The following is a 24,240-nucleotide window of genomic DNA, read 5'->3' as shown; positions in this document are numbered from 1 at the left end:
ACTCACCCCTTTGAGCTGGGAGTTTCCGTCGTGCCTTCCCGAACCTCATCGCGCCGGCGCACCGCGAAGGTGCCCGCCGGCGCCACCGTCATCAACCTGCCCCGCCAGCGCCGCACCGGCCGCGCAGGGCAGCCGTTCATCGTGGTCGTGCCCACCCACCCCACCTGGAAGCAGCGCCTCGCCGCCGCCACCGGCCGCGCCATCTGGAACCAGCGCCGCGCGCTCATCCCCACCTTCGGGGCGCTGTTCGTGCTGCCGCTCACCGCGCTGCTGCACGCGCTGGCCTGGTGGACCGGCCTGGTCCTGGCCCCGCTCGCGGCGGGCCCGCTGGTGTGGCTGCTGACCATGCAGCGCCGCCGCCCGGCCGGCGAGCGCACCGTGCTCGCCTGGCGCCTCGCCCTCGCGCTGCTGACCACCGCCACCCTCGCGTGGACCGCGCTCGCCGCCGCCTTCGGCCCCCTCGCGGGCCCGCTGGGGGTGCTGTGGCTGCTGCTGTGGACGCTCGCGCAGACCGGCTGGCTCATCGTCCGCCACACCGCCCGCTGACCTGAGGAGAAGCCATCATGAGTACCCCTCCGCGTACCGGAGCGCGCCCGGCCGGCGGCTCCAACGGTTCGGCCAAGTCCAACAAGTTCGCCAACGCCGGCGCCGCCGCGGGCGGCTTCGTCGGCGCCATGGGCGGCTCGTTCGCCCCGCCCATCAACATCACCTACAACAACAACCGCGGCAACGGCGGCGGAGGCCACAACACCCGCGCCGCCGGCGCCGACAACGGTGGCCCGCACTCGCAAGCGCTGCTGCCCGCCCCGGAGTTCACCTCCCCGGCGCAGGTCCGCAACTACTGCAACCACCTGCGGGCGGTGTGCGTGACGCTCTCCATCGAGGTCGCCATGGGCGCCGAGATCCTCAAGGGCGTGCTCTCCACCGTCCCCGACCCCGAGGGCCGCCTGGGCGGTTCGCGGATGCGGGCGAACCGGGTCTCGCGCAAGCTCCGCAAGTCCGCGGACGCCGCCCGGGACGCCGCGAAGAACGCCGCCGCCACCTACGCGCTGTTCCAGCAGCAGTACGAGGAAGAGATCAACCGCGTCCGGCACCGCGCCCGGCGCCCGCAGCAGCCGCAGATGAACTGGGCCCAGCAGTAAAGGGAGGCAAGGAACTCATGGTGGAGCGCGATGCGCAGCAGCAGCTTGCCGAGCTGCTGGAGAACCAGTTGCGGGGCGGCTCGGACGGCGGCGGGGTGGGCAAGTATCTGCTGCACCGGGCCAAGCCGCATATCCCGCCGTGGCTGGGCATGGCCGGCATCGGCCTGGCCGGCACCCTCGGGCACCTGAAGTGGGCCGACAGCCCCGCCGCCGCCACCGGCCTCACCCTCACCTCGGTGGCGGTGACCGGCGGCGCCTACCTGATCGGCAAGACCACCAGCAAGCAGCGGCGCATCCACTCCGCCATCACCACCGCCTTCGGCTCCGCGTGGCTGACCGCCGCGTGCCTGGCCGGACCGACCGCGGGGCCGATGGACGACCTGTATCTGATGGGCGGGCCCGCGGTGGCGCTGTCGTGGAACGTGAGGCAGTTGATGCGGCACAACCCCGACGGCAGCAGCGGTGGGACCGGTGGGGATGCGGGGCTGCTGGAGAAGATCGGGCTGGCGCGGGCGCAGATCGGGGCGGCGAAGGTGGAGCTCAACCGGGTCACCGCCCCGCTCGCCCTCGCGCCCGGTGAGCAGACCAACGACGACGTGGCCAAGGCCCTCAAGCTCCTCGCGTCCGCCGCCGACCTGCCCTCCCGGGCGGTGCGCTACATCCCGCACCCGGACTCCGAGCGGCGCGGGGAGCTGGTCATCGTCCCGGAGGACATGCTCGCGGAGACGGTGGTGTGGGTGGGGCCGTCGAACCTGGGCGGCTCGATCGCCGATCCGCTCATCATCGGCCGCTACGACGACGGCGCCCCGCTCATGCTGTGGCTGCCCGGTGACCCCGGCGCCGGGCGGAACAGCACGCATGTGCTGGTGGCCGGGCAGTCCGGCTCGGGCAAGGGCGATGCCGCCCTGAACCTGCTGACCGAGATCCTGTCCCGCCGCGATGTCATCGTGTGGATGTCGGACCCGAAGATGTTCCAGGACTTCGGCGCCCTGCGCCCGGCCCTGGACTGGGCCGTGGAGGGCGGCACCGGCACCGAAATCATGGTCAAGGCCGTCGAGCATGCCATCCCGGCCCGCACCAAGTGGCTGGGGCAGCACGGCTACCGGCAGTGGTCCCCGGCCGCCGCCGGCGTCCAGAACGACCCCGAGCATTCCTGCCGGACCGGCGGCGCCTGCGGCTGCCCGGGACTGCCGTTCCTGGTCGCATGGATGGAGGAAGCCGCCAACACGCTGCGCGCGCTCGGGGACGACGCGTTCACCGGGATCGCGCAGGAGGCCCGCTCCGCCGGCATCTCCCTCGTCGTCTCCCTTCAGCGCCCCTCGTATGACCAGATGTCCACCAGCACCCGGGCCTCGCTCCCGTCGGTGGTGGCGCTGGGCTGCGACCCCCGGGACGAGGGGTTCTCGCTGCCGGACGCGGTGATCGACCAGGGCGCGCACCCGGGCGCCTGGGCCAATCGCAAGCCCGGGTACTGCTACGTCGTCTCGCCGGGCATCGATGAGGCCCGCTACCCGTCCCCGGGCCGGACGCAGCAGTTCACCCACCGCGCCACCCCGGCCATGGAGGAACTCGCCGCCTGGGCGCAGGCCCACGGCGCCACCGCGGGCCCGGTCACCGCCGGCGCCGCCACGGCGGTGGCGGGCGGGCACTACACCGGCCGCCCCGGCACCACCCCGGACGCCACGGCGTCCGGGCGGGGCCGCCACGCCGCCGCGACCGTTCAGCCGAACCCTTGGGGCACGCAGGAGGACGACATGGACGCCGCCGACTACGAGCCGCTCGTAGACGACGAGGATCTCGACATCGACCCCGAGCGCGAGCTACCGGAGGCCGAGCCGGGCGACGACGAGCCGCTGTTCGGCACGGAGAGCGGGCACAAGCCGTCCCCGGAGGAGGCCCGCCGGCTGTTCGCCGCCGCGCTCGATGAGTTCGAGCACCGCGGGCAGATGATCGTGGGCCCGAAGGACTTCATGGACTGGTGCGACCGCAACAGCCTGTCCCGTCCGTGGGTCTCCGCCCGCCTCAAGGAGGCCGCTCTGGAGGGCCGGTTGGAGGCGACGAACACCACCGGCCGGTGGCGCATCGTCCCCGACCCCGAGCCGCTCCTGACGGCTGCCTGACACCTGACACCGCCTGACACCGTCAGGCGGCCCTGACACCCAAAACCCTAGGCACACGCGCTGTCAGCAACGCGTGACACCGCCTCCTGACACCCGCTGACACCTGTCTGACACCCACGCGCGTGCGCGCCCGTACCCCCGTGTGTGCGGGCCCGCGCGCCCGGAACCGGGAGCCTTGCATGGAGTACCCCGAGCGGCCCGCCGTGGCCGTCGAAATCCACCACCCCATCCCCCTCGCCCCCACCGCCCCGACGCCCGCGCCGCTCACCCCGGCCGCGTCTTCGGTGCAGTCGGTCGTGCTGCCGGACGGACGGGTCGTCACCGGCTACACCCTCACCCCCGCGCCCACGCCCACCTACGCCGCGCTGCCGGTGCCCGCGGCGCCGGCCGCCCGGCCGGTGTCGCGGACCGCGGTGAACATCGCGCTCACCGGGGTCGGGTTCGCCGGGGTGTGCGGCGGGCTCGCGCTCGCCGCCACCTTCGTTGCCGCGCTGGCCGCGCTCGTGCATCAGCTCATGGTGCTGGCCGCGGTCATCTTCGGCGGCTACATCGCCGCCATCGTCTTCGGCCCCGCCCGGGGCGGCGGCACGGTCGTCAACATCGGCAAAGCCGTCATCAAGCGCAACCGCTTCTACTCCTGACCAGGAGGCCAACACCATGACCAGCACGCCCGATCCGGTCGTCTACCCGCAGGACGCGGCCGAAGCGATCCGCAAGTACAACCACGCCACCTACGCCACCACCACCAACCCTCACCCGCTGCCGTATCCGGGCGACGTGTACCGGGCCATCGCCGCGTTCACCGCGCTCGCCCACCGGCTGCCGCAGGCGTTCGAGCACACCGGCAACACCCTGGACACCCTCGCCGACGCCGGCCGCCTCATCGCCACCCACGGCGACGTGGACCACCACGTCACCGCTGCCATCGACGCCCTGAACAAGGCGGACGACCTCGCCCGCGCCCTCGCCGCTGCCCTGGAATGCGCGCACAGCGCGACCGGAGTGCTCAGCTACCGCGAACCCGACGACGCCGACTCCTAGCGACGCCAAGGGCGGCCCCCCTCTCGCCAAAGAAACGGGGCCGCCCTTGTCTCCCAGCACGCCAGTAACGAACTGGAGGAATTCCAGCATGACCCAACCCACCCCCATCCGGCGAGTGCGCGGCTACCGTCCGCGGCTGCTGGACTTGTTCTGCTGCCAGGGCGGCGCGGCCAAGGGCTACGCCGACGCCGGATTCGACGTGACCGGCATCGACATCGCCCCGCAGCCTCGCTATCCGTTCCGGTTCATCCAGGCCGATGCGGTCGCGTTCGTCCTGGCCCACGGCGCCGCCTTCGACTTCATCCACGCCTCCCCGCCGTGCCAGCACGACAGCGAGTGCCAGCGCCTGCGCGGCAACACCCACCCCGACCTGATCGGCCCCACCCGCGCCGCCCTGGACAGGACCGGCCGGCCGTGGGTGCTGGAGAACGTGCGCGGGGCGCTGCCCAAGCTGCACGCACCGGTCATGCTGTGCGGGCCGATGTTCGGCGTCCGCACCTACCGGCACCGGTTCTTCGAAACCGGCGGCGGCTTCACCCTCACTCAGCCTGCCCACCCGGCGCACACGGTGCCGCAGGCCAAGATGGGCCGCCCCGTCCCGCCCGGCTACTTCGGGCAGTACGTCGGCAACTTCTCCGGCGTCCAGCAGGCGCGTGACGTGCTCGGGGTGCTGTGGATGAACCGCGACGGCATCCGCGAGTGCATCCCGCCCGTCTACACCCAGCACATCGGCCTAGCGGCCCTCGCCCACCTGCGCACCGGACTGGAGGTGGCGGCATGAACGACCTCCTGCGCACCGCGCTGGGGCTCGCGGCCGACGGTTTCCCTGTGCTGCCGCTGCGAAGGGGAAAGGTGCCCTTCGCCAATTGCCCCGCCTGCCTGTACACCTCGTGCGGCGGGCGCCCGAACATGAAGACCCCCGGCCCTTGCGCCTGCCCCGCCCCCTGCCACGGCTGGGCCGCCGCCACCACCGACACCAGCGTCCTCGCCTCCCCGGAGTGGGCCGCGGCCTGGCGGGCCGCGGCGGCGGTCGCCTACCACCCCGGCGGCGCCGGGCTGACGGTCGTGGACCTCGATGACGCCGACGCCATCGCGTGGGCCCGCGAGCACCTGCCCGCTACCCGGACTGTGCCCACCACGCGTGGCGAGCACTGGCTCTACCGGGGTGTCATGCCGTCAGCCAACGGGGTGCGGCCCGGTGTGGACATCAAGTCCACCATGGCCTACGCCCGCTGGCTCGGGCCCGGCACCTGCAGCCTGACCGCCCTGCCCGACACCGTGCGCGCGCTCACCGCGGCCCGGCCCGCCGCGCCCGCACCGGTCACAGTCCTGGTGGCGGCACCGGCCGGGGGCGGGCCGTGCCGCCACCGCACCCCCGCCTACCTGGAGCGCGGCATCGCCATGGCGGAGCAGCGCATCACCGCGGCCACCAGCGGCGTGCACCACACCGTCTACGCCACGTTCCTGGCCGTGCTCTCCACCCACGGCCGCTGCGGCTGCCTCACCGACGCCCACATCACGCGCCTGTTCACCGCCGCACAGACCAAGGGCGAAAGCCCGCGGCACTGCACCGACGCGTGGACCAACGCCCGCACAAAGCTGGGGCTTTGAGCATGGAAGACGACGACAAGAACCCGGCGAGGAAGGTCATCGCGGACTACGCGCAAGAGCGCTTCCGCTACTTCCGCACCGCCGACGGCACCGTCTACGCCCAGAAGAAGGGCCACCCGGTGGCCCGCCCGATCCGCTCCCAGGGCACCACCGGAAGCCACCGCCAAGAACTCATGGTCGGGCTGTTCAAGGACGGGCTCGGCACGTTCAACGGCACCGCGATGAAGGAGGCACTCGACTTGATCGAAGCACTCGCCCTCACCGAGCAGGTCCAGCCCGTGCACATCCGCGTCGCCCCCGGCTTCGACGGCGCGACCTGGCTGGACCTGGGCCGCACCGATGGACAGTCCGTTCGTATCCACCCCACCGGCTGGGACATCGCCACCCCCGACCCGAGCGAGGTGTGCTGGCGGCGCACCCAGCTCACTGGGGAACTCCCCCTGCCCGCCAAGGACACCGACGGCAAGGGCATCGACCTGCTGTTCCGGCTGTGCAACTTCGCCAACGCGGAGACCGAGTGCCTGGCCATGGCCTGGCTCATCGGCTGCCTGGAACCCTCCGTGCCCGTCCCCGCCCCCTTCCTCACCGGCCCCCAAGGCGCGGGCAAGTCCACTGGCGGGCGCATGCTGATCCGAATCATCGAGGGCATGAGCGGAGACCTGCGCCGCGCCCCCAAGGACGAGGACAACCTCATTGCCGCGGTCGCCGCGGGATGGGTGACCGCGCTGGACAACCTCTCCCACATGACCCCGGACCTGTCCGACGCCATGTGCTGCATCGTCACCGGCGCTGAGAGCGTCAAGCGGGCCCTGTTCACCGACGGCGACGTCTTCCGCGCCCGCTACCGCCGCCCCCTGCTCTTGACCGGCATCGACGTGGGCGTCATCCGCCCCGACCTTGCCGAGCGGCTGCTGCCGCTGCGGCTGGAGCGCCCGAAGGTGCGGCGCACTGAGGCGGAGCTGTGGGCGGAGTACGCCGAAGCCTTGCCCGTCATCCTCGGCTCGCTCCTGGACTTGACGGTGAAGGTCCGTGCGGCCACCGCCGAGACGCCGACGGATCTACGCATGGCGGACTTCGCCCACCTGTGCGCCCAGCTCGATGCGGCCACCGGGCTGGGGGCGCTGCCCGCCTACCGGGCCGGGCTGGACGACCTCAATGACGACGTCATCGAGGGCGACCTGCTCGCGCAGACCGTGTTGCAGTTCGCGGCCACGATGCCCGCCGGGGCGCAGGAGCGGATGACGTCGGCGGAGTGGCTGCACCGCCTCACCGCCCTCTACAGCGGCGAGGACTGCCGACCGCTGCCCAAGGGGTGGCCGACCACCGGCAAGGTGCTCTCAGACCGGCTCAAGCGGCTCCAGCCCACCCTCGCCGCCCGCGGCCTCCTCGTGGACTGGGGCCGCACCAAAACCGCCCGCTACATCGAGCTTTCCACCCCGGCACCCGCGCCCGAAGCGCAGCAGGAAGCCGCGTTCTGAACCGCGAGGTCACCGCTCAACCGCAAGAGGAGCACCCGGCACGGCGCGGGAGGGGTGCTCCTCTTGCGGTTTGGCGCAGCGCGCCGCCTGAAGGACGTGCCGCGCAGCGGCTCCTTCTTCGCGCTCTGAGCCGCGCACAACAACAGACACCACCCCCTCTCTTTCCTAAGTAGGGAAACGCTGCGTCACCCGCGTCACCCACGCCGAAAAACGGCCCCTGACCAGCAGAGAGGGCGGTGACGCAGAGCCCGACGTCTGCGTCATCCTGCGTCACCTGCGTCACCCCCCGGTGACGCAGGTGACGCGGCGGTGACGCACCCCCACTGCGCTCCGTCACCGATAGCCGCAGGTCAGAAGCCTGAATGACGCAGATGACGCGGTGACGCAGAAATCCGAACCTCGGACAGACGCCCCCTCAGTGACCCACAGCCTCCCGATGCCTCCCGATGCCTCCCGATGCCTCCAAGGAGATGACCGTGGCACGCACCCAGATGCTCAAGCTCCCCGAAGTCCTCAAAGAGATCCGCATGAGCCGCGCCGCCTTCTACCGCATGCGCGCCCGCGGCCAAGCCCCCCGCCTCCGCAAACTCCCCAACGGCCAGCTCCGCGTCAGCCGTGCCGACCTGGACTCGTGGTGGGAGTCCTGCGACCGCGCCGCCTAGAACCCACCGCTAACGAGGGGCCCGCGCTCAGCGCGGGCCCCTCCCTCTATCTGGAGAGACATGCTCACGTACGACGTCGATATCTGGTCCATCCGAAAGCGCGCCGGACGCCCCAAGCCCTGGGAACTGCGTTGGCGGGTGGGCGAGCGCCCGCACTCGCGCAGCTTCAAGCTCAAGCCACAGGCAGACGGTCGCCGGGCAGAGCTGATGACGGCATTGCGCGATCGGCAGCAGTTCGACGAGGAGACGGGGCTTCCGGCAAGCGAGTTGGCGGCGCGCACCTCGCCCTCCTGGTACGAACACGTCACGGGATATGTCCTCATGAAGTGGCCACGCGCCGCCGCCAAGCACCGCGCAAGCATCGCGGAGTCTCTTGCTGTCGTCACCCCGACACTCGTCACGGGTAAGCGGGGTGCGCCGCGCCCCGACGTTCTGCGTACGGCGCTGTACCAGTGGGCGTTCCGAGCCGTTCGCACCCCTGACGGAACGTGGGCCCCGCGGCACACGGTTGAGGAAGCCCCGCAAGACGTCCGCGATGCTCTGGAATGGGTCGCCGCCCACTCCATCAAGGTGAAAGACCTGGAGGACCCTGCTCTTCTCCGTCCGGCTCTGGAGGCGTTGTCGCTCCGCATGGACGGACAGAAGGCGGCTGAGAACACGGCGAGGCGTAAGCGCATGGTGTTGAGCAACGTCCTGCGCTACACGGTCGAGGAGAAAGGACTCCTCACCACCAATCCTTTGCCGCGCGTGGACTGGACCCCGCCCGAGAGCGACGACGAGATCGATTTCCGATACGTCCCGGACCCTGCTCTTGCCCGGTCGCTGCTGGGGGCCGTACGGGACTCAGGACCGCGAGGGCAACACCTGCACGCCTTCTTTGGGTGCCTCTACTACGCGGCCATGCGTCCCGGCGAAATCGTCGCGCTCAAAGAGACCGACTGCACCTTGCCTCCCAACACTGCGGAGTCCGTCAAAGAGTGGGGCGAACTGCTCCTGGGGGAGAGCCGCCCGGAGGTTGGCGGCGGGTGGACCGACGACGGCACTTCGTACGAGACGCGCGGACTCAAGCGTCGCAAGCGCGGCGCAACGCGAACGGTGCCCATTCCGCCCGTTCTCGTGCACCTGCTCCGCGAGCACATCACGCGCTACGGCACGGCCGATGACGGGCGGCTGTTCCGGGCCGCGCGCGGTGGCCGCGTCCCGTCCACCGAGTACTGCGACATCTGGGAGAAGGCACGGAAGGCCGTTCTCTCACCGCGAGAGGTGGAATCCAACCTTGCGGCGGTGCCGTACTCACTGCGCCACGCGGGAGTGTCCCTCTGGATCAAATCGGGGGTGGACCCCGCAGAGGGCGCCGCTCGCGCCGGACACAGCATCGCCGTGCTGTACCGCTTTTACGCGAAGATCCTCAAGGGCGGACAGCAGCACTCCAACGACCTCATCTCTCGCGCGCTCGACGAGGGCGACAAGCCCTAATCCTGGCCCACAGATGGCCCATACGCACTGGTCAACGGTGGGATACCGGCGAGCCAGGGTGAGACAGGTCCAACGCTTAAGGGGTGCTCCGTGGACCGGGGCACCCCTTCTGACCAGCTATTCCGCTGACCTGCCAGCGGTGGGTGTGGGATTTGAACCCACGGTGACTCGCGCCACGACGGTTTTCAAGACCGTTCCCTTAGGCCGCTCGGGCAACCCACCCCGCGCCCCCCGGAGCCGTTGAACGGCGAAGGGGTGGCGCGGGACCAGGGTAGCGGGTCCTGGAACGGGGTCGAACGGGGTCGGTCAGCTGTCGCCCTTGCGCTCGCCCAGCGTGACGTTGGTCGTGCGCTCCTGGCCGCCGCGCGTGTAGGTGAGCTTCACGGTGTCGCCGGGCTTGTGGGTCCAGATCTGGCCGATCAGGGTCGGGCCGGAGTCGATCACGGAGTCGTCCAGCTTGGTGATGACGTCGCCGGGCTTCAGGCCGGCCTTGTCCGCCGGGCCGTTCGCCGTGACCGCCGCCGAGCCGCTCGCGCCCTGCTCGGTGATCTTCGCGCCGCCGGTGCCCTCCTCCAGGGAGACGGAGGCGCCGATCACCGGGTAGACCGGCTGGCCGGTCTTGATGAGCTGGGTGGCGACCATCTTGGCCTGGTTGATCGGGATGGCGAAGCCGAGGCCGATGGAACCGGCCTGGCCCGAGCCGCCGCCCAGGCCGCCGCTGGACGCGGACTGGATCGCCGAGTTGATGCCGATCACGTGACCGTTCCCGTCCAGGAGCGGCCCGCCGGAGTTGCCCGGGTTGATCGACGCGTCGGTCTGCAGGGCGCTCATGTACGACGCCTTGCTGCTGCCCGAACCGTCGCTGGAGGCCACGGGGCGGTCCTTGGCCGAGACAATGCCGGTGGTCACCGTGTTCGACAGGCCGAAGGGCGCGCCGATCGCGATGGTCGAGTCGCCGACAGCGACCTTGTCGGAGTTGCCGAGCACGAGGGGCTTGAGGTCGTTCGGCGCGTTCTTCAGCTTGATGACCGCGACGTCGTACCCCTGCGCATTGCCGATGACCTCGGCGTCGTACTTCTTGCCGTTCGAAAACGTGGCCGACAGCTTGCCGCCGTCGACGGCCTCCGCCACCACGTGGTTGTTGGTGAGGATGTGGCCTTGCTTGTCGTACACGAAGCCGGTGCCGGTGCCGCCCTCGCCGTTGTTGCCCTCGGCCTCGATGGTGACCGTGCTGGGCAGCGCGCTGGCCGCCACGTTCGCGACGGTGCCGGGGTCGCGCTTGAGGTCGGCGGGGTTGGAGGCGGAGACGGTCGTCGATCCCGTGCCGCCGTTGTCATCACGCTCGGCGGCCCAGTAGCCGACGCCGCCACCGACGGCGCCCGCGATCAGGGCCGCCGCGACGACCCCCGCGAGCAGACCGCCGCGCCAGCCGCCCGGCTTGGGCTGCGGCGGCTGGTAGGAGGCGCCCCAGGTGTGGTTGCCACCGCCACCGCCCGCGTACGAGGGGACCGCGGGGGGCGGCGGGGGCCAGTCACCGGCGGGCGCGTGCCCGGGCTGGGCGGAGCCCGCCTCTGCGCCGGGCGCCCCGTGGCCCACGGGCGGCGTCGCGCCCTGCTGCTGCGCCGTCTCGTCGTAACGGGCGCCCTCGGCGCCGGGCGGCATCTGCCCGGGCGCGGGCGGGGTGTGTGCGGCGGGAGCAGCGGGAGCGTCCACCGGCACGGGAGGTGCGGACGGGGCCGGGGGGACCGCAGTGCCCTCGTTCTCGGTGCTCACAGCTTTCTCTCCTCGATCCACGGCTGTCGTCGCCGGTCCGGACTTGGGTGGGCGCTCGTCGTTGAGCGCCGCTCCGTTCGGCCTCGTACGGTCCTCACAGCGGCGCTCGGGCGGCCACTGTCACCCGTATAACCGGCATGGTCCTGTCACGAACCAGTTGTCTGGCCAGGTGTGCAGTTGTACGCGCTCAGCTTTTCCCACCGGCCGTCAGGGCACCATAAGGCGTTCCTGTGCGTCCGCTGCCATCCTTTATGCCGGGCGAAACGGACGCATCCGGTAGGCCGAACTTTCTCGGTGCCCACGCGCGCGGTGGCACCATGACGCGGTGACCCACGCACGACAGCAACACATCCAGGTCGTCGCCCACCGAGGTGCCTCGCAGGACGCCCCCGAGCACACGTTGGCCGCGTACAAGAAGGCGATCGAGGACGGTGCCGATGCCCTCGAGTGCGATGTACGGCTCACGGCGGACGGCCACCTCGTCTGCGTGCACGACCGTCGCGTCAACCGTACGTCGAACGGTCGCGGAGCCGTCTCCGCCCTGGAACTCGCCGACCTGGCCACGCTCGACTTCGGCTCCTGGAAGGACCTGAAGGACCTGAAGGCTCTCAAGGGCCGCAGAGAGCTGGAGGAGAGCCCCGACTGGGCGGGGAACGCGGCCGACACCTCCGTACTGACGTTGGAGCGGCTGCTCGAACTGGTCGTGGACGCCGGTCGCCGCGTCGAGCTGGCCATCGAGACGAAACACCCCACCAGGTGGGCGGGGCAGGTCGAGGAGCGGCTGTTGCTCCTGCTCAAGCGATTCGGCTTGGACGCGCCGTCGCCGGACGAGCCCTCGCGCGTGCGCGTGATGAGTTTTTCGGCCCGTTCCCTGCTGCGCGTCCAGGAGGCGTCACCGACTCTGCCGACCGTCTATTTGATGCAGTTCGTCTCCCCGCGCCATCGCGAGGGGCGCCTGCCCCAGGGCGTGCGGATCGCGGGCCCCGGCATCCGGATCGTGCGCAGTCACCCCGCGTACATCGAGAAGCTCACGCGCGCGGGCCACCAGGTTCACGTGTGGACGGTGAATGAGGCCGAGGACATCGACCTCTGTGTCCGCCTCGGAGTGGACGCGATCATCACCAACCGGCCGGCGGCAGTGCTGAAGTACCTCGGCCGGGGGTGATTTCCGGCCACCTTCACCCCTGCTCGTCACGGGGAGTGCTCCGGCGCGTTCGCTCCGTGTTCGATCGTTTCGAGTGCGCCACCGAGGGCCGTTTGGCCGGTTTCCGGTCCAGTCCATTGGGGCATCCACACCGTGGCGTGGGGCAAAGGAGGTCTCGGGGGTGGCGTTGGTGGTGGCACAGGAGGTGCCCGCGTCGTCGTGCATGGCCGTTCCCCATGGCCCTGCCGGCGTAGGCGAGGCACGACACCGGATGCGTGATCAGCTGCGCTGCGGCGGAGTACCGGAGTCGATCGTCGACGATGCGGTTCTGATCCTTTCCGAACTGCTCAGCAATGCCTGCCGGCACGGCAGACCGCTGGGCGACGACATGGCAGGTGACGGGGGTGTACGCGTCGCCTGGGAGGTGGACGACCGGGGCCGGCTCACGGTCGAGGTGACGGACGGCGGCGGCCCGACCCGCCCGGTTCCGGCCACTCCGTCGGTGACCGCGCGCGGCGGCCGCGGACTCAACATCATCACGGCCCTCGCCGACGACTGGGGCGTGCGCGACGACGCGCGGGGCGAGGTCACCGTCTGGGTGGTCGTGCACAAGGACGTGCACACGGAGACGACGGCGCACCGTCGCGACGACTTCGCGGCCCGCATCACCTCACGGCCCGCCAAGGACCTGGTGGGCCTCGATTTCGCGGACGCCTTCGACGACGTGGGCTGAGCACCGCCGCGAGCCCCGCGCGGGGTTCGGTGAGCCGGGTGGGGCGCGGCGGCCCGGAGCGCGTCCCCCGGTGTCGGTACGAGCGGCTAGGCTCGCGCCCGTACCTAGGAAAGCCGCATCCGGGAGACGTCCAAGATGGCCAAGAAGCGCCCGCAGACCAAGGGCAAGCCGCAAGTCACCAGTGGAGAGATCCCGGTCGTCGGTGCCCGCGAGCCCTGCCCCTGCGGCAGTGGCCGCCGCTACAAGGCCTGCCACGGCCGGGAGGCCGCGCACGCGGTGACCGAGCTGGTGCAGCGCCCCTTCGAGGGACTGCCGGGCGAGGGCGACTGGGTCGCGCTGCGCGAGCTGGTGCCCGCGGCGACGGTCGAGCTGCCCCTGAAGGACGCCCTGCCCGAGGGCGTTCCGTCGGTGACCCTGGCGACCGTGCTGCCCATGGCGTGGCCCGCGCTGCGCCGCGACGACGGCTCGGTCCTCCTCGGCCTGCAGAACGACACGCCGTCGGGCGACATCAGCCGCGACCTGGCGGACACCCTGCGGCGCGCGCTGACCACCGAGCCGGGCAACCCGGTGCAGGCGCGCCGCGCGCCCGCCGACGGGCCGCGCCTTCAGGACCTGCTCGACGCGAACGGCGCTTTCGAGCCGGTCGTGCACACCGGCTTCGAGTTCTGGGTGCCGGACTCGGAGAACGCGTCGGGTGAGGTCGCCGCCTCCCTGGAGCGGGCGAACGCCGCGGCGATCCCGACCGTCAAGCTCACCGGCGTGGACAGCGCCTACTGGTGCGAGACGCCGGACAAGAACCACCTGCGCTGGGTCATGCCGCACCCCGAGGAGAAGCTGCTCGACGCGCTCGCGCGGCTGCACGCGGCCGGTACGTCCTCGCTCGGCGAGGGCACCCGTCTCGTCGGTTCGTTCCGGGCGCACGGCCTGACGGTTCCGGTGTGGGACCTGCCGAGCTCGGTGAAGGCGGAGGACGTCGAGAAGCCGGCCGCCGCATTCGCCGAGCGGCTCGCCGCCGCCCTGGCCACGGACGCGCCGCTGACGGCGGACGAGCGCCGCGCGCGTGGGGGCCTCACCAACCGACAGGTGACCCTGAGCTGATCCGCGGACCGCGCGGAGGCACCTCACCGGAGGAGGTGACTCCGGTCACAACTCCCGGTAGTTGCAGGTAAATCCATGTCCGAATAGAAGAGATCGAATTTGTAAACTGAGGATCTCTTGTTACCGTTCAAGTAGCCCGGTTGCTGGTGCATCCCCCGTCGCCAGCAACCGGGCGCTTTCATCCCCGCGCCCGGCAGGGAACCTCAACGTCCGTATGCGGGCGCCGAGTTGGTTCCGGACCGGAGCAGCAGCGGGCCCTCGCCGTCGGCCGCGTACTCCGCCACCGCGGCGTACCGGGCGGGCTCGGCCCGGGTCGGCCCCCGCGGCGTCTCGCACATCCCCGGCTCGTCCTCCGCGCCCACCGCGCACGTGATCCGCACCGTGCGTCCGTCGGGCGCCATCAGGGTCAGCACGGCGCTGAGGCTCTCGCCCGTCGTGTTCCGGTAGTAGGTGCGCGCCCAAGTCTCCTTCGCCTGGCGCAGCACACAGGTCTGGGCCTCGATGCCCTCGGGCGAGGTGAGTTGCGGGCCGCATTGCGCGGCGGCGGCCAGGCCGAGACCGCTCAGCAGGGAGGAAGTCGGCCGGTCGGACGCGGCGCCGGGCTCTTCGCCGGCGGGGCCGCGCGCGGGGACGGCGCTCGGCTCGGGGCCGGCCTTGTCACCCGCCTTGTCGCCCGCCTTGTCAGCGGCCTTGTCGTCCACCTTGTCGGCCGCGCCGTCCGGCGCGGACTCGGCCTTCGGGGCGGGCAGCCGCTCCGGTCCGCCGTCGGTGGGCCCCGCGGACGCGCCCGCCAGGGGCAGCACGGCGATGAGCACCACTCCGGCGACGAGCCCGAACAGACGAAGGCGCGACGCGGGTTTCCCCTGCGCGCGCCCGGGGGGAGCCTTGGGGATCTCTACGGGCGGGGGCGCGGCAGGCATGCGCCGAACATAGCGGCGCACACCCGTCGCAGCGCTCCGCAGCGCGCCCGATACCGCTACAACTCGGGCGCGCTCACACCCGTACGAGTGAGAGCCTCCACGACGGCGTCGACCACAGCCTCCACGTCCGGCGTCCAGGGTGCCGCCGAACCGGGCAGCGGCGCGCGCTCCCAGCGGACCTGCCCCGCGCCCGTGACGGACGGCGGCAGGGCGAGGTAGCCGCCCTCGCCGTGGAACCGCAGGGAGCCGGGCACGAAATCCTGCGCGTAGAGGAGTTCGCCGAGTTGTTCCAGGGAGTAGGGCGCGACGAGGATCGCGATCCGCTCCGGGGTGGCGATCACCGGGCCGAGCCGGACATCGGCACGGTCGAGCGCCGCGAGTGCGCGGGCGCCCGCGACAGCGGGCAGGCTCACGGCGCACGGCGCGCGCCCTCCGGCCGTCCCGGACGAAGCACCCGTCCCGGACGAGACACCCTTCCCAGACGAAGCACCCTTCCCCGACGGGACACCCGCCCCGGTCGAGACACCCGCCCCGGACGAGGCACCGGTGGCGAGGATGACAGGGGCCTCGGGCCGGTTGGCCCACCACCAGCGCACCATGCGCTCGTCGGTCGTCGCCGCGAGCAGTCCCGGGTCGAAGGGGTGGGCGCCGGGCACCGTGCACTCGGGGTCGGGGCATGCGCACCGGACGCCGTCGCGGCGTCCCGCCGCCGCGAGCGCTATGCCGGGCAGCACCGGCCACCGCCACTCCGTCGCGAACGTGAGGGCCGCGCTGGTCAGGTCAGACTTCCCGCTGTCCCGCCTGGACAGGATCCTGCGTCGCCTTCCGGGGATCTCGCGCATGAGCGCTCGTTCCTTTCCGTTGACCGAAGAGAACGCTGTGGGCCACATCACACCATGTGTCGAACAGTCACCGTGCGTACGTGCTGGAGCGCTTGACCTCAGCCTTGGCTGCCGGCCCGGGGACAATCCCTATAGTCCGAGCGCCTGCTGGGTCCTTCATAAGCCTGGCGTGGGGTGGCGGCGCCTGGCGTTTTGCCGTCCCGCGTACTTTTCGGCGCCTCCCCCACGGGAGGATGGGGCTCGGTCGTCGATGGCTATGACGCCCGGCTCCGACTCCAGGTTCCGGGGGGATCCCAACTGCCCCTGGCCTTCACCGAGTACGTACCCACCATGACCGCTATGACGCTCCGTCGAACGATGCCAGTCGACCTCAGTTCACCGTTCACCGAGTCGGTTTCTGGCCAAGTTGGAACGATCTCGTTCGTCAATTGATCATGAGGGAGAACCGAGATCTCAATATCGCGGAAACCACGAGAGCACCAGGGACACCGGGAATCCCCGCAGGACAATGCTGGACATCCCCTCTCCAGTGCGTGTAGATGTGGAGACATTGCTGGCGGCGCAGAACAACATGGGGGTTTGCGATGCTATTGAGCAATACGCGCCGGTCGGAAAGCCGGGAGCCATGACAACCCCGCGTCTGCCGAAAGTGGCCGGAATCGATTCCTCTCCTGGACAGGTTCCCCCTCCAGCCCACACTGTCGCGCCCGCCCCCGCGGTGGCACCCGCCGCTGCCGCACCCCCCGCCCCAGGAGCCGTGATCCAGGACCGGCTCGCCGGCTGGGTCTCGGACCTCACGACCCTGCACGAACTCACGGAACGACTGGCCCGCACCGGCGCACTCGACGAAGCACTCCACGAACTCCTGCGCGCCGGAGCCGTCCTGGTGGGCGCCCGGCGCGGCCTCGCCGCCCTGGAGCCGGGGGACGGGCTCGGCCCCGACACCACCGTCGGCCTCGGCCTCACCCGCCCCGACCTCGGCCACATCGAGACGGTGCCGCGCGGCGCCACCCCGCACGGGCGCATCCTCGACGGCTTCGGCACCCAGGACGAGACACGGGCCGACCTGTTCGCGGAGGACGGGCTCGACCCCCGCCTGCGCGATGTCGCCGCACGCCTCGGCTACGCGGCGAGCTACGCCTTGCCGCTCGCCACCGACGCCGCGGGCCGGCTCGGCGCCGCCGTCTGGTTCTACGACGAGCCCGCCGCGCCCACCGAGCGTCAGCGCCACCTCATCGGCCTGTACGCGCGCTACGCGACCGAGCACCTGGCCCGCCTGCTCGCATGGGAGCGCACGCGCGCGTGGTCGCGCACACTCTCCGACGAGTTGCTGCCCGCGCGGCTGCCCCGCGTCCCGGGCGTCCAGCTCGCCGTGCGCCACCGCACCGGCCCGCGCGGCGGCGGCGACTGGTACGACGCACTGCCACTGCCCGAGGGGGCGCTCGGCCTTGCCGTCGGATCGGTCACGGGCTCCGGCGCGAGCGCGGTCGCCGCGATGGGCCGCCTGCGCGCCTCCTTGCGGGCGTACGCGGTGATGGAGGGGGAGGACCCGGTCGCGGTCCTGTCCGACCTCGAGCTTCTGTTGCGTCTCACCGAGCCGGCGCGCAGCGCGACCGCCCTGTTCGCCTACTGCGAGCCCGCGCAGCGCAAGCTCGTCCTGGCGGGCGCCGGGCACAGCCCGCCCCTGGTGATCGGGGAGCGCCGCACCGAGTTCGCGGAGACGACGCTGTCCGCGCCGCTCGGCATGCTCGCCTGCTGGGAGGCGCCGAGCGCGGAGATCTCACCGGACCCGGGCGAGACGGTGCTGCTCTACACGGACGGCCTCCTGCGCCGCACCGGCGAGCCCATGGACCGCGCCTTCGCCCGGCTGCACGCGGCCGCCGCCGGCGTCCCGAAGGCGCTCCGCGAGGACCCGGGCGCCCTTGCCGACCATGTGCTGCACACGATGCTCCCAAACGGACTCGACATGGCGGACAGCGACGAGGACGTGGTGCTGCTCGCCGCCCGTTTCGCGTAGGCGGCTCCGCACGCTCGGTAAGAGGCCCTCCGGCCCTGGACCCCCTTCCGTACGCTCGTACGATGGAGGGGGTCCACTGCCATATCAGGCCATCACCCCAGGCCATACCCCGGTCGTCAACGGACCCGCGTCGAGGAGGAACCGTGTCGGAGGAGCTCACCCCGGAGAACCCGGAGATCATGGAGGCCCCTGAGGGCGACGAGCCCATCAAGCAGCGCAAGAACGGCCTCTACCCCGGTGTCTCCGACGAGCTCGCCGAGAACATGAAGTCCGGCTGGGCCGACACCGAACTGCACGAGCTGCGCCCGATCGAGCAGGCCGCCGAGACGGCCGCCCGCCGCGCCGCCCTGTCCGCCCGCTTCCCGGGCGAGCGCATCGTCGTCCCCGCGGGCAACCTCAAGACCCGTTCGAACGACACCGAGTACGCCTTCCGCGCCTCGGTCGAGTACGCGTACCTCACCGGCAACCAGACCGAGGACGGCGTCCTCGTCCTGGAGCCCACGGCACACGGCCACCAGGCGACGATCTACCTGCTGCCGCGCTCCGACCGGGAGAACGGCGAGTTCTGGCTCGACGGCCAGGGCGAGCTGTGGGTCGGCCGCCGCCACTCCCTGACCGAGGCCGAGAAGCTGTACGGCATCCCCGCCTCGGACGTGCGCGAACTCGCCGACGCGCTGCGCGAGGCCACGGGGCCGGTGCGCGTGGTGCGCGGCTACGACGCCGGCATCGAGGCCGCTCTGACCGACAAGGTCACCGCCGAGCGCGACGACGAGCTGAAGACGTTCCTGTCCGAGGCGCGGCTCGTGAAGGACGCGTTCGAGATCGGTGAGCTGCAGAAGGCCGTCGACTCGACCGTGCGCGGCTTCGAGGACGTCGTGAAGGTCCTCGACAAGGCCGAGGCGACGAGCGAGCGCTACATCGAGGGCACGTTCTTCCTGCGCGCCCGCGTCGAGGGCAACGACATCGGCTACGGCTCCATCTGCGCGGCGGGCCCGCACGCCTGCACGCTGCACTGGGTGCGCAACGACGGCCCGGTCCGCTCCGGCGACCTGCTGCTGCTCGACGCCGGTGTGGAGACGCACACGTACTACACCGCCGACGTCACGCGCACGCTGCCGATCAACGGCACGTACAGCGCCGTCCAGCGCAAGATCTACGACGCCGTGTACGAGGCCCAGGAGGCTGGTATCGCCGCCGTCAAGCCGGGCGGCAAGTACCGCGATTTCCACGACGCCTCACAGCGCGTGCTCGCCGAGAAGCTCGTCGAGTGGGGCCTCGTCGAGGGCCCGGTCGAGCGCGTCCTGGAGCTGGGGCTCCAGCGCCGCTGGACCCTGCACGGCACCGGGCACATGCTCGGCATGGACGTCCACGACTGCGCGGTCGCGCGGACCGAGACGTACGTGGACGGCACGCTGGAGCCCGGCATGGTCCTCACCGTCGAGCCGGGTCTGTACTTCCAGGCCGACGACCTGACCGTGCCCGAGGAGTACCGCGGCATCGGCGTCCGGATCGAGGACGACATCCTCGTCACCGAGGACGGCAACCGGAACATGTCGGACGGGCTGCCGCGTCAGGCCGACGAGGTCGAGGCGTGGATGGCAGGTTTGAAGGGCTGATTCTCCGCGTATGGCGGCGACTTCGGAGGCGGGACCGTGCACGCGGTCCCGCCTCCTCCTTCTGGTGCAGAGGAGAGCTGTATGACGTCAGTCGAACTGAGCGGCGTACCGGAGACGCTGCTGTGGAACCTCTACCACCGCGCCTTCGAGGCGCGACAGCCCGAGCCCGTCCTCGACGACCCGAAGGCCGTCGAACTCGTCGAGCGCATCGCCTACCCCTTCGCGGAGACGTTCGGAGACCCCGACCCTCTGCTCGCGCAGGGCCAGGCACTGCGCGTACGGACCTTCGACGACGCCGTACGCGACTTCCTGGCCACGCACCCGGACGGCACCGTCGTCACGCTCGCCGAGGGCCTGGAGACACAGTTCTGGCGGGTCGACAACGGGCGGGCGCGCTGGCTGAGCGTGGAGCTGCCGGAGACCGCCGAGGTGCGGCGGGCGCTGCTGCCCGGCGGGGAACGGCAGCGGCTGCTCGCTCAGTCGGCCCTCGACCTGTCCTGGCGCGACGAGGTCGACGCCTCGCGCGGCGTGCTGATCACGGCGCAGGGGCTGCTCATGTACCTGCGGCCGCCCGAGGTCAGGGAGTTGATCGCGGGCTGTGCCGAGCGGTTCGGCGGTGGGGCGCTGGTCTTCGACGCGGTGCCGCGGTGGTTCGGCGAGCGCACGACGAAGGGGCAGATGCGCACGAAGCAGGGGTACACCACGCCGCCGATGCCGTGGGCGCTGAACGCGGGGGAACTGGACCGGGTCCGCACCGCGCACCCCGCCATCAGTGACGTACGGGAACTGCCGCTGCCGCGAGGGCGCGGCAGGTACTACGGGACGCTCGCCCCGCTGCTCGGGATGGTGCCCGCGCTGCGGAACCTGCGGCCGACCATGACGGCCGTCGCGCGCTTTTCCTGAACAAGGCGGCGCGGATTCACACCGCCATGAGCGGGGTGTCCTTGCGCCACTTGAGGAGCTTGTCGAAGCTGACCACCGTGCCGGGCCCGCCGGGCTTCGCGGCGACGTCCACGTGGTCGGCGAGGGCGTGGATGAGGCCGAGGCCCCGGCCGTGCTCGGCGTCGTCGGGCGCCTGCCGCGGCGCCGTACGGCCTCTGAGCGGGGCGATGCCGGGCCCCGAGTCGGCGACCTCGATGCGGCACTTCTCGCCGTCCAGGTACGCGGTGACCCGGTACGCGCCCGAGGCCCCGCCGGTGGAGTGGGGACCGCCGTGCTCGACCGCGTTCGCACACGCCTCGCTGAGGGCGACCGACAGGTCGTAGAGGACCTCCGGGTCGACGCCCGCGGTCTCCATGGTGCCGACAAGGAGGCGTCTGGCGAGCGGCACGCTCGCAGCCTCGCGCCGCAGATGGAGGGACCACCAGATGCTCATGCTCCAGCCTCCTGGCCGCGGCTCGACATACCGATACGTATTGCCAGCGCCGACACCGCGCAATCGCGCAGTTGTCGTGGAACCGCCCATATGGCCGACGCGAGCGGGGCACTCGTCGCGGTAAGGGAGATTTACGACCTTGTGGACCTGCCGTATGGGAGGGGCAGGGCCAGTGGGATGATGACCACGCCATGACTGCCCCCCACCCGCGCAGGACGCGCAGCGCGGCCGATCTCCGGCTGCTGAGGGCCGCGGTGTTCGCCGCGGTCTGCGTCGTGCTGTCCGCGGCGGGGCACGTGCTCGGATCGACCGCCACCGTCCCGCTGTGGACGCTGTCGCTCGGCTTCCTCGCGGTGTTCTGCGTGGCCGTGCCGCTGGCCGGGCGCGAGCGCTCGCTGCCCGGCATCGCCGTCACGCTGGGGATCGGGCAGATCGGCCTGCACACCTTGTTCGGGCTCGGGCAGCACGACTCGATGGGCACGAGCGGCTCGCGGCTGTCCGTGGTGGAGCAGGCCGCACATCTGATGTGCGGGGCGGGCGCCTCGACGCTCAGCCCGGTGCAGGCCCAGCGCATCCTTGACCAGGCGCGCATCCTCGACCAGGCGCGCGTCCCGTCGGACGCCACCGGCGGGACGCACCACGACATGGCGGTCGCGGCGAGCTCCTCGATGCCGCTCCTGCCGTCCCTGCCGATGCTCATCGGGCACCTCCTCGCCGCGGCCGGCGCCGGGTGGCTGCTGCGCCGCGGTGATCTCGCCCTGAGCCGGATCGTGCGGCTCTCCAAGGTGTCGGCGCAGCAGGTCGCGGAAGGGACGCTCGTGCGTTCCCTGCGGGGTGCGCTCGCGCTCGTACGGGCGCTGCGGGCGGGCCTGCTCGGCGCGCTCGCCGCATTGCCGCGCGTGCCGCACGCCGGGTTCCCCGCGCTGCCCGCCCTGCGGACGGCGGCACTTCAGCACTCCGTGATCCGGCGCGGGCCGCCGGCCGGTGCCGGCACGTTCCTTCTCGCTGCCTGACACAGCGGCCGTACTCCCGCGTGACCCGTGTGGTTCCGCGTGGGGCGAGGCGTGCTGTGCGGCACGCGCGCGTACCCGTGTCCTCACCGCGCCGCAACGGCGCGCGGTGGTGCGCGGACGCGCCCCTCACCCTTCGTCGGATCCCGCTGAACGTGGAGTTCACTCAGTCATGAAGAAGATGTCCCGCGCCGCTCTCGTCGGTGCCGCCGCCGTCTCCTCCGTCGTCCTCGTCTCCGCCCCCGCCTTCGCGCACGTGAGCGTGCAGCCCGAGGGTGCCGCCGCCAAGGGCGGTTACGCCGTGATCGACTTCAAGGTCCCGAACGAGCGTGACAACGCCGCGACGGTCAAGCTCGAGGTCAGCTTCCCGACCGACCACCCGCTCGCCTCGGTGATGCCGCAGCCGCTGCCGGGCTGGAAGTCCGAGGTCACCAAGTCCAAGCTCGACAAGCCGCTCGAGATGCACGGCGAGAAGATCACCGAGGCGGTCTCCAAGGTCACCTGGACGGCGACCGGGTCCGGCGCCGACAAGGGCGTCCAGCCCGGCTACTTCCAGAAGTTCCCGGTCTCGATCGGCGCCCTGCCGACCGACGCCGACGAACTCGTCTTCAAGGCGATCCAGACGTACGACAACAAGGAGGTCGTGCGCTGGATCGAGCCGCAGCAGAAGGGCCAGGAGGAGCCGGAGAACCCGGCTCCCACGCTCGCGCTGACGGCCGCCGCCGACGAGCACGGGGCGTCCGGCGCCTCGGCCGACAAGGCCGATGACGACAAGGAGGCCACGGCGGCCTCCACCACGTCGTCCGACAGCTCCGACAGCGACACCACCGCCCGCGTCCTCGGCATTGTCGGCATCGTCATCGGCGCCGCCGGTGTGGCGTTCGGCGTGCTGGCGGGCCGTCGCCGCGCCACCAGCTGAGCCACCCGTGGTGGACGCCGGGGCCGCGGTGGGCGGCCCCGGCGTCCGCCGCCCCCTTCACATCTGGGACATTTCTCTATGCGCACCACTCGCAAGACCACCCGCACAACCACCCGCAAGATCACTCGCAAGGCCGTGAGCAAGAAGTCGCTCGCCGCCGCCGGACTGGTCCTGGCGGCCACCCTCTCCCTGTCGGCCTGCGGCGGCGGTGACGACAGCGGCAAGTCCGTCGCCGACGTGTCGACGGAGGCGGGCACGAAGAAGGCCGCGACCGTTCTCGACCAGCCCTTCAAGAAGCCGGACCTCGTCCTCACGGACACCCACGGCAAGAAGTTCGACCTGCGCGAGCAGACCAAGGACAAGCCGACTCTCGTCTACTTCGGCTACACGCACTGCCCCGACGTCTGCCCGCTGACGATGAGCAACATCGCCGTCGCCAAGAAGGCGCTGCCCAAGTCCGAGCAGGACAAGCTCCAGGTCGTCTTCGTCACGACCGACCCGGACCGTGACACCCCTGCCGTGCTCGGCAAGTGGCTCAAGGCGCAGGATCCCGACTTCATCGGCCTGACCGGCGACTTCGCCACCATCCAGGGCAGCGCCCGCACGCTCGGCATCTCCATCGAGCCGACGAGCAAGGACAAGAACGGCAAGCTCGTGTCGATGCACGGCACGCAGGTCGTCGCCTTCTCGCCGAAGTCGAACGCCGGATACGTCCTCTACGGCGAGGACGCCACGGTCGACGACTACACCAAGGACCTGCCCAAGATCATCAAGGGGGCGACCCCGTGAGGCGCACCCCCGTGGCCCTGGGCGCCATAGTGCTGGCCTGCGGGCTCGCGCTGACCGCCTGCGGGTCCGACAGTTCCGGTGACACACCGGAACTGAAAGTGGAGGGCGCGTTCATCCCCGAGCCCGCCTCCGGTGACATGGCCGCCGGATTCTTCCTGGTGCACAACAGCGGCGGCGCCGACACCCTCTCCTCCGTCAGCAGCGACATCGCCGGGCAGGTCACCCTGCACAGCACCAAGAACGGGGTGATGAAGGAGCAGGACTCCTTCGCCGTCCCGGCCGACGGCGAGCTGGACTTCGAACGGGGCGGCAACCACCTCATGTTCGAGAACCTGAAGCGGAAGCCGAAGGAGGGCGACAAGGTGTCGGTGAAGCTGCGCTTCGACAAGGCGGGGACCGTCACCGTCTCCTTCCCGGTGAAGGCCGCCACCTACAACCCGGCGTCGCACACGTCGTCGCACGCTTCTCACTGAA

Annotated in this window: 24 protein-coding genes and 1 tRNA gene; 20 read left to right on the top strand and 5 right to left on the bottom strand. The window is 71.3% G+C overall.

Translation table 11 applies throughout. From position 1 onward, the window contains the following. Window positions 1-30 precede the first annotated feature (30 nt). From C1N81_RS24515 to C1N81_RS24470, 10 genes are all read left to right on the top strand, one after another. Window positions 31-546, top strand: a complete 516-nt coding sequence (locus C1N81_RS24515; protein WP_394432509.1) for a hypothetical protein — start codon at window positions 31-33, stop codon at window positions 544-546. Between the two features lie 17 nt (window positions 547-563). Further along, complete coding sequence (gene traA / locus C1N81_RS24510; protein WP_394432508.1) at window positions 564-1,142, top strand: plasmid transfer protein TraA; 579 nt, start codon at window positions 564-566, stop codon at window positions 1,140-1,142. 17 nt (window positions 1,143-1,159) lie between these two features. Beyond that, complete coding sequence (gene traB, locus C1N81_RS24505; protein ID WP_394432507.1) at window positions 1,160-3,262, top strand: plasmid transfer protein TraB; 2,103 nt, start codon at window positions 1,160-1,162, stop codon at window positions 3,260-3,262. Between the two features lie 179 nt (window positions 3,263-3,441). Next, the gene (locus C1N81_RS24500) at window positions 3,442-3,903 is read left to right on the top strand and encodes a hypothetical protein (protein WP_394432505.1); all 462 of its coding nucleotides are present in this window, start codon (window positions 3,442-3,444) and stop codon (window positions 3,901-3,903) included. A gap of 16 nt (window positions 3,904-3,919) precedes the next feature. Next, window positions 3,920-4,303, top strand: a complete 384-nt coding sequence (locus tag C1N81_RS24495; RefSeq protein WP_394432503.1) for a hypothetical protein — start codon at window positions 3,920-3,922, stop codon at window positions 4,301-4,303. An 88-nt stretch (window positions 4,304-4,391) separates the two neighbouring features. Further along, window positions 4,392-5,084, top strand: a complete 693-nt coding sequence (locus C1N81_RS24490) for an SAM-dependent methyltransferase (RefSeq protein WP_394432501.1) — start codon at window positions 4,392-4,394, stop codon at window positions 5,082-5,084. Beyond that, complete coding sequence (locus tag C1N81_RS24485; RefSeq protein ID WP_394432499.1) at window positions 5,081-5,914, top strand: bifunctional DNA primase/polymerase; 834 nt, start codon at window positions 5,081-5,083, stop codon at window positions 5,912-5,914. Before C1N81_RS24490 ends, C1N81_RS24485 begins: the two co-directional genes overlap by 4 nt. A 2-nt stretch (window positions 5,915-5,916) precedes the next feature. After that, entirely contained in the window at window positions 5,917-7,392 is a 1,476-nt protein-coding gene (locus tag C1N81_RS24480; RefSeq protein ID WP_394432497.1) for an ATP-binding protein, read from the top strand. Between the two features lie 476 nt (window positions 7,393-7,868). Beyond that, on the top strand, window positions 7,869-8,054 hold the full coding sequence (locus C1N81_RS24475; protein WP_394432496.1) for a helix-turn-helix transcriptional regulator: 186 nt from the start codon (window positions 7,869-7,871) through the stop codon (window positions 8,052-8,054). A 60-nt stretch (window positions 8,055-8,114) separates the two neighbouring features. Continuing rightward, window positions 8,115-9,530, top strand: coding sequence for a tyrosine-type recombinase/integrase (locus C1N81_RS24470; RefSeq protein WP_394432494.1), 1,416 nt, complete (start codon window positions 8,115-8,117; stop codon window positions 9,528-9,530). A gap of 137 nt (window positions 9,531-9,667) precedes the next feature. On the opposite strand, the gene C1N81_RS24465 is transcribed toward C1N81_RS24470, so the two are convergent. Next, window positions 9,668-9,752, bottom strand: a tRNA-Ser gene (locus C1N81_RS24465). 84 nt (window positions 9,753-9,836) lie between these two features. Beyond that, complete coding sequence (locus C1N81_RS24460) at window positions 9,837-11,303, bottom strand: S1C family serine protease (RefSeq protein WP_394432492.1); 1,467 nt, start codon at window positions 11,301-11,303, stop codon at window positions 9,837-9,839. 325 nt (window positions 11,304-11,628) lie between these two features. Between C1N81_RS24460 and C1N81_RS24455 the strand changes: the two genes are divergently transcribed. The 3 genes from C1N81_RS24455 to C1N81_RS24445 all read left to right on the top strand — a co-directional run bounded on the left by C1N81_RS24455 (window position 11,629) and on the right by C1N81_RS24445 (window position 14,278). Next, a complete protein-coding gene (locus C1N81_RS24455) occupies window positions 11,629-12,468 on the top strand; it encodes a glycerophosphodiester phosphodiesterase (protein ID WP_394432491.1) in 840 nt (279 codons plus the stop codon). A gap of 73 nt (window positions 12,469-12,541) precedes the next feature. Further along, complete coding sequence (locus C1N81_RS24450; protein ID WP_394432489.1) at window positions 12,542-13,180, top strand: ATP-binding protein; 639 nt, start codon at window positions 12,542-12,544, stop codon at window positions 13,178-13,180. A 135-nt stretch (window positions 13,181-13,315) separates the two neighbouring features. Continuing rightward, window positions 13,316-14,278, top strand: a complete 963-nt coding sequence (locus C1N81_RS24445; protein WP_394432487.1) for a DUF5926 family protein — start codon at window positions 13,316-13,318, stop codon at window positions 14,276-14,278. A 203-nt stretch (window positions 14,279-14,481) separates the two neighbouring features. On the opposite strand, the gene C1N81_RS24440 is transcribed toward C1N81_RS24445, so the two are convergent. Both C1N81_RS24440 and C1N81_RS24435 read right to left on the bottom strand, forming a co-directional pair. After that, window positions 14,482-15,198, bottom strand: coding sequence for a hypothetical protein (locus tag C1N81_RS24440; protein ID WP_394432485.1), 717 nt, complete (start codon window positions 15,196-15,198; stop codon window positions 14,482-14,484). A 56-nt stretch (window positions 15,199-15,254) separates the two neighbouring features. After that, window positions 15,255-16,040 carry a bifunctional DNA primase/polymerase gene (locus C1N81_RS24435; RefSeq protein WP_394432483.1) on the bottom strand — a complete coding sequence of 262 codons (786 nt, stop codon included), beginning with the start codon at window positions 16,038-16,040 and terminating at the stop codon, window positions 15,255-15,257. Window positions 16,041-16,548: 508 nt separating this feature from the next. On the opposite strand from C1N81_RS24435, the gene C1N81_RS24430 reads away from it, so the two are divergent. The 3 genes from C1N81_RS24430 to C1N81_RS24420 all read left to right on the top strand — a co-directional run bounded on the left by C1N81_RS24430 (window position 16,549) and on the right by C1N81_RS24420 (window position 20,576). Then, window positions 16,549-18,057: a PP2C family protein-serine/threonine phosphatase gene (locus C1N81_RS24430; protein ID WP_394432481.1), complete on the top strand. Its 1,509-nt coding sequence runs from the start codon at window positions 16,549-16,551 to the stop codon at window positions 18,055-18,057. 143 nt (window positions 18,058-18,200) lie between these two features. Then, on the top strand, window positions 18,201-19,673 hold the full coding sequence (locus C1N81_RS24425) for an aminopeptidase P family protein (protein WP_394432479.1): 1,473 nt from the start codon (window positions 18,201-18,203) through the stop codon (window positions 19,671-19,673). Window positions 19,674-19,754: 81 nt separating this feature from the next. After that, a complete protein-coding gene (locus C1N81_RS24420; protein WP_394432477.1) occupies window positions 19,755-20,576 on the top strand; it encodes a class I SAM-dependent methyltransferase in 822 nt (273 codons plus the stop codon). A gap of 16 nt (window positions 20,577-20,592) precedes the next feature. Here the strand turns inward: C1N81_RS24420 and C1N81_RS24415 are convergent, their stop codons facing one another. Beyond that, the gene (locus C1N81_RS24415; RefSeq protein ID WP_394432475.1) at window positions 20,593-21,048 is read right to left on the bottom strand and encodes an ATP-binding protein; all 456 of its coding nucleotides are present in this window, start codon (window positions 21,046-21,048) and stop codon (window positions 20,593-20,595) included. A 191-nt stretch (window positions 21,049-21,239) separates the two neighbouring features. Between C1N81_RS24415 and C1N81_RS24410 the strand changes: the two genes are divergently transcribed. The 4 genes from C1N81_RS24410 (at window position 21,240) to C1N81_RS24395 (ending at window position 24,239) form a co-directional block, all read left to right on the top strand. Further along, window positions 21,240-22,061 (top strand): hypothetical protein, encoded by an 822-nt coding sequence (locus C1N81_RS24410; protein ID WP_394432473.1) that lies wholly within the window; start codon window positions 21,240-21,242, stop codon window positions 22,059-22,061. A 169-nt stretch (window positions 22,062-22,230) separates the two neighbouring features. Next, window positions 22,231-22,977 (top strand): YcnI family copper-binding membrane protein, encoded by a 747-nt coding sequence (locus tag C1N81_RS24405; protein WP_394432471.1) that lies wholly within the window; start codon window positions 22,231-22,233, stop codon window positions 22,975-22,977. Window positions 22,978-23,112: 135 nt separating this feature from the next. Next, window positions 23,113-23,766, top strand: coding sequence for an SCO family protein (locus tag C1N81_RS24400; RefSeq protein WP_394438199.1), 654 nt, complete (start codon window positions 23,113-23,115; stop codon window positions 23,764-23,766). Further along, a complete protein-coding gene (locus C1N81_RS24395; protein WP_394432469.1) occupies window positions 23,763-24,239 on the top strand; it encodes a copper chaperone PCu(A)C in 477 nt (158 codons plus the stop codon). The genes C1N81_RS24400 and C1N81_RS24395 overlap by 4 nt, the downstream gene beginning before the upstream one ends. Window position 24,240 lies beyond the last annotated feature (1 nt).

It is taken from the genome of Streptomyces sp. SGAir0957 (genome assembly GCF_043523415.1).
The sequence above is the reverse complement of the archived record's forward strand: the minus strand, read 5'-3'. Positions and strand labels throughout refer to the sequence as shown.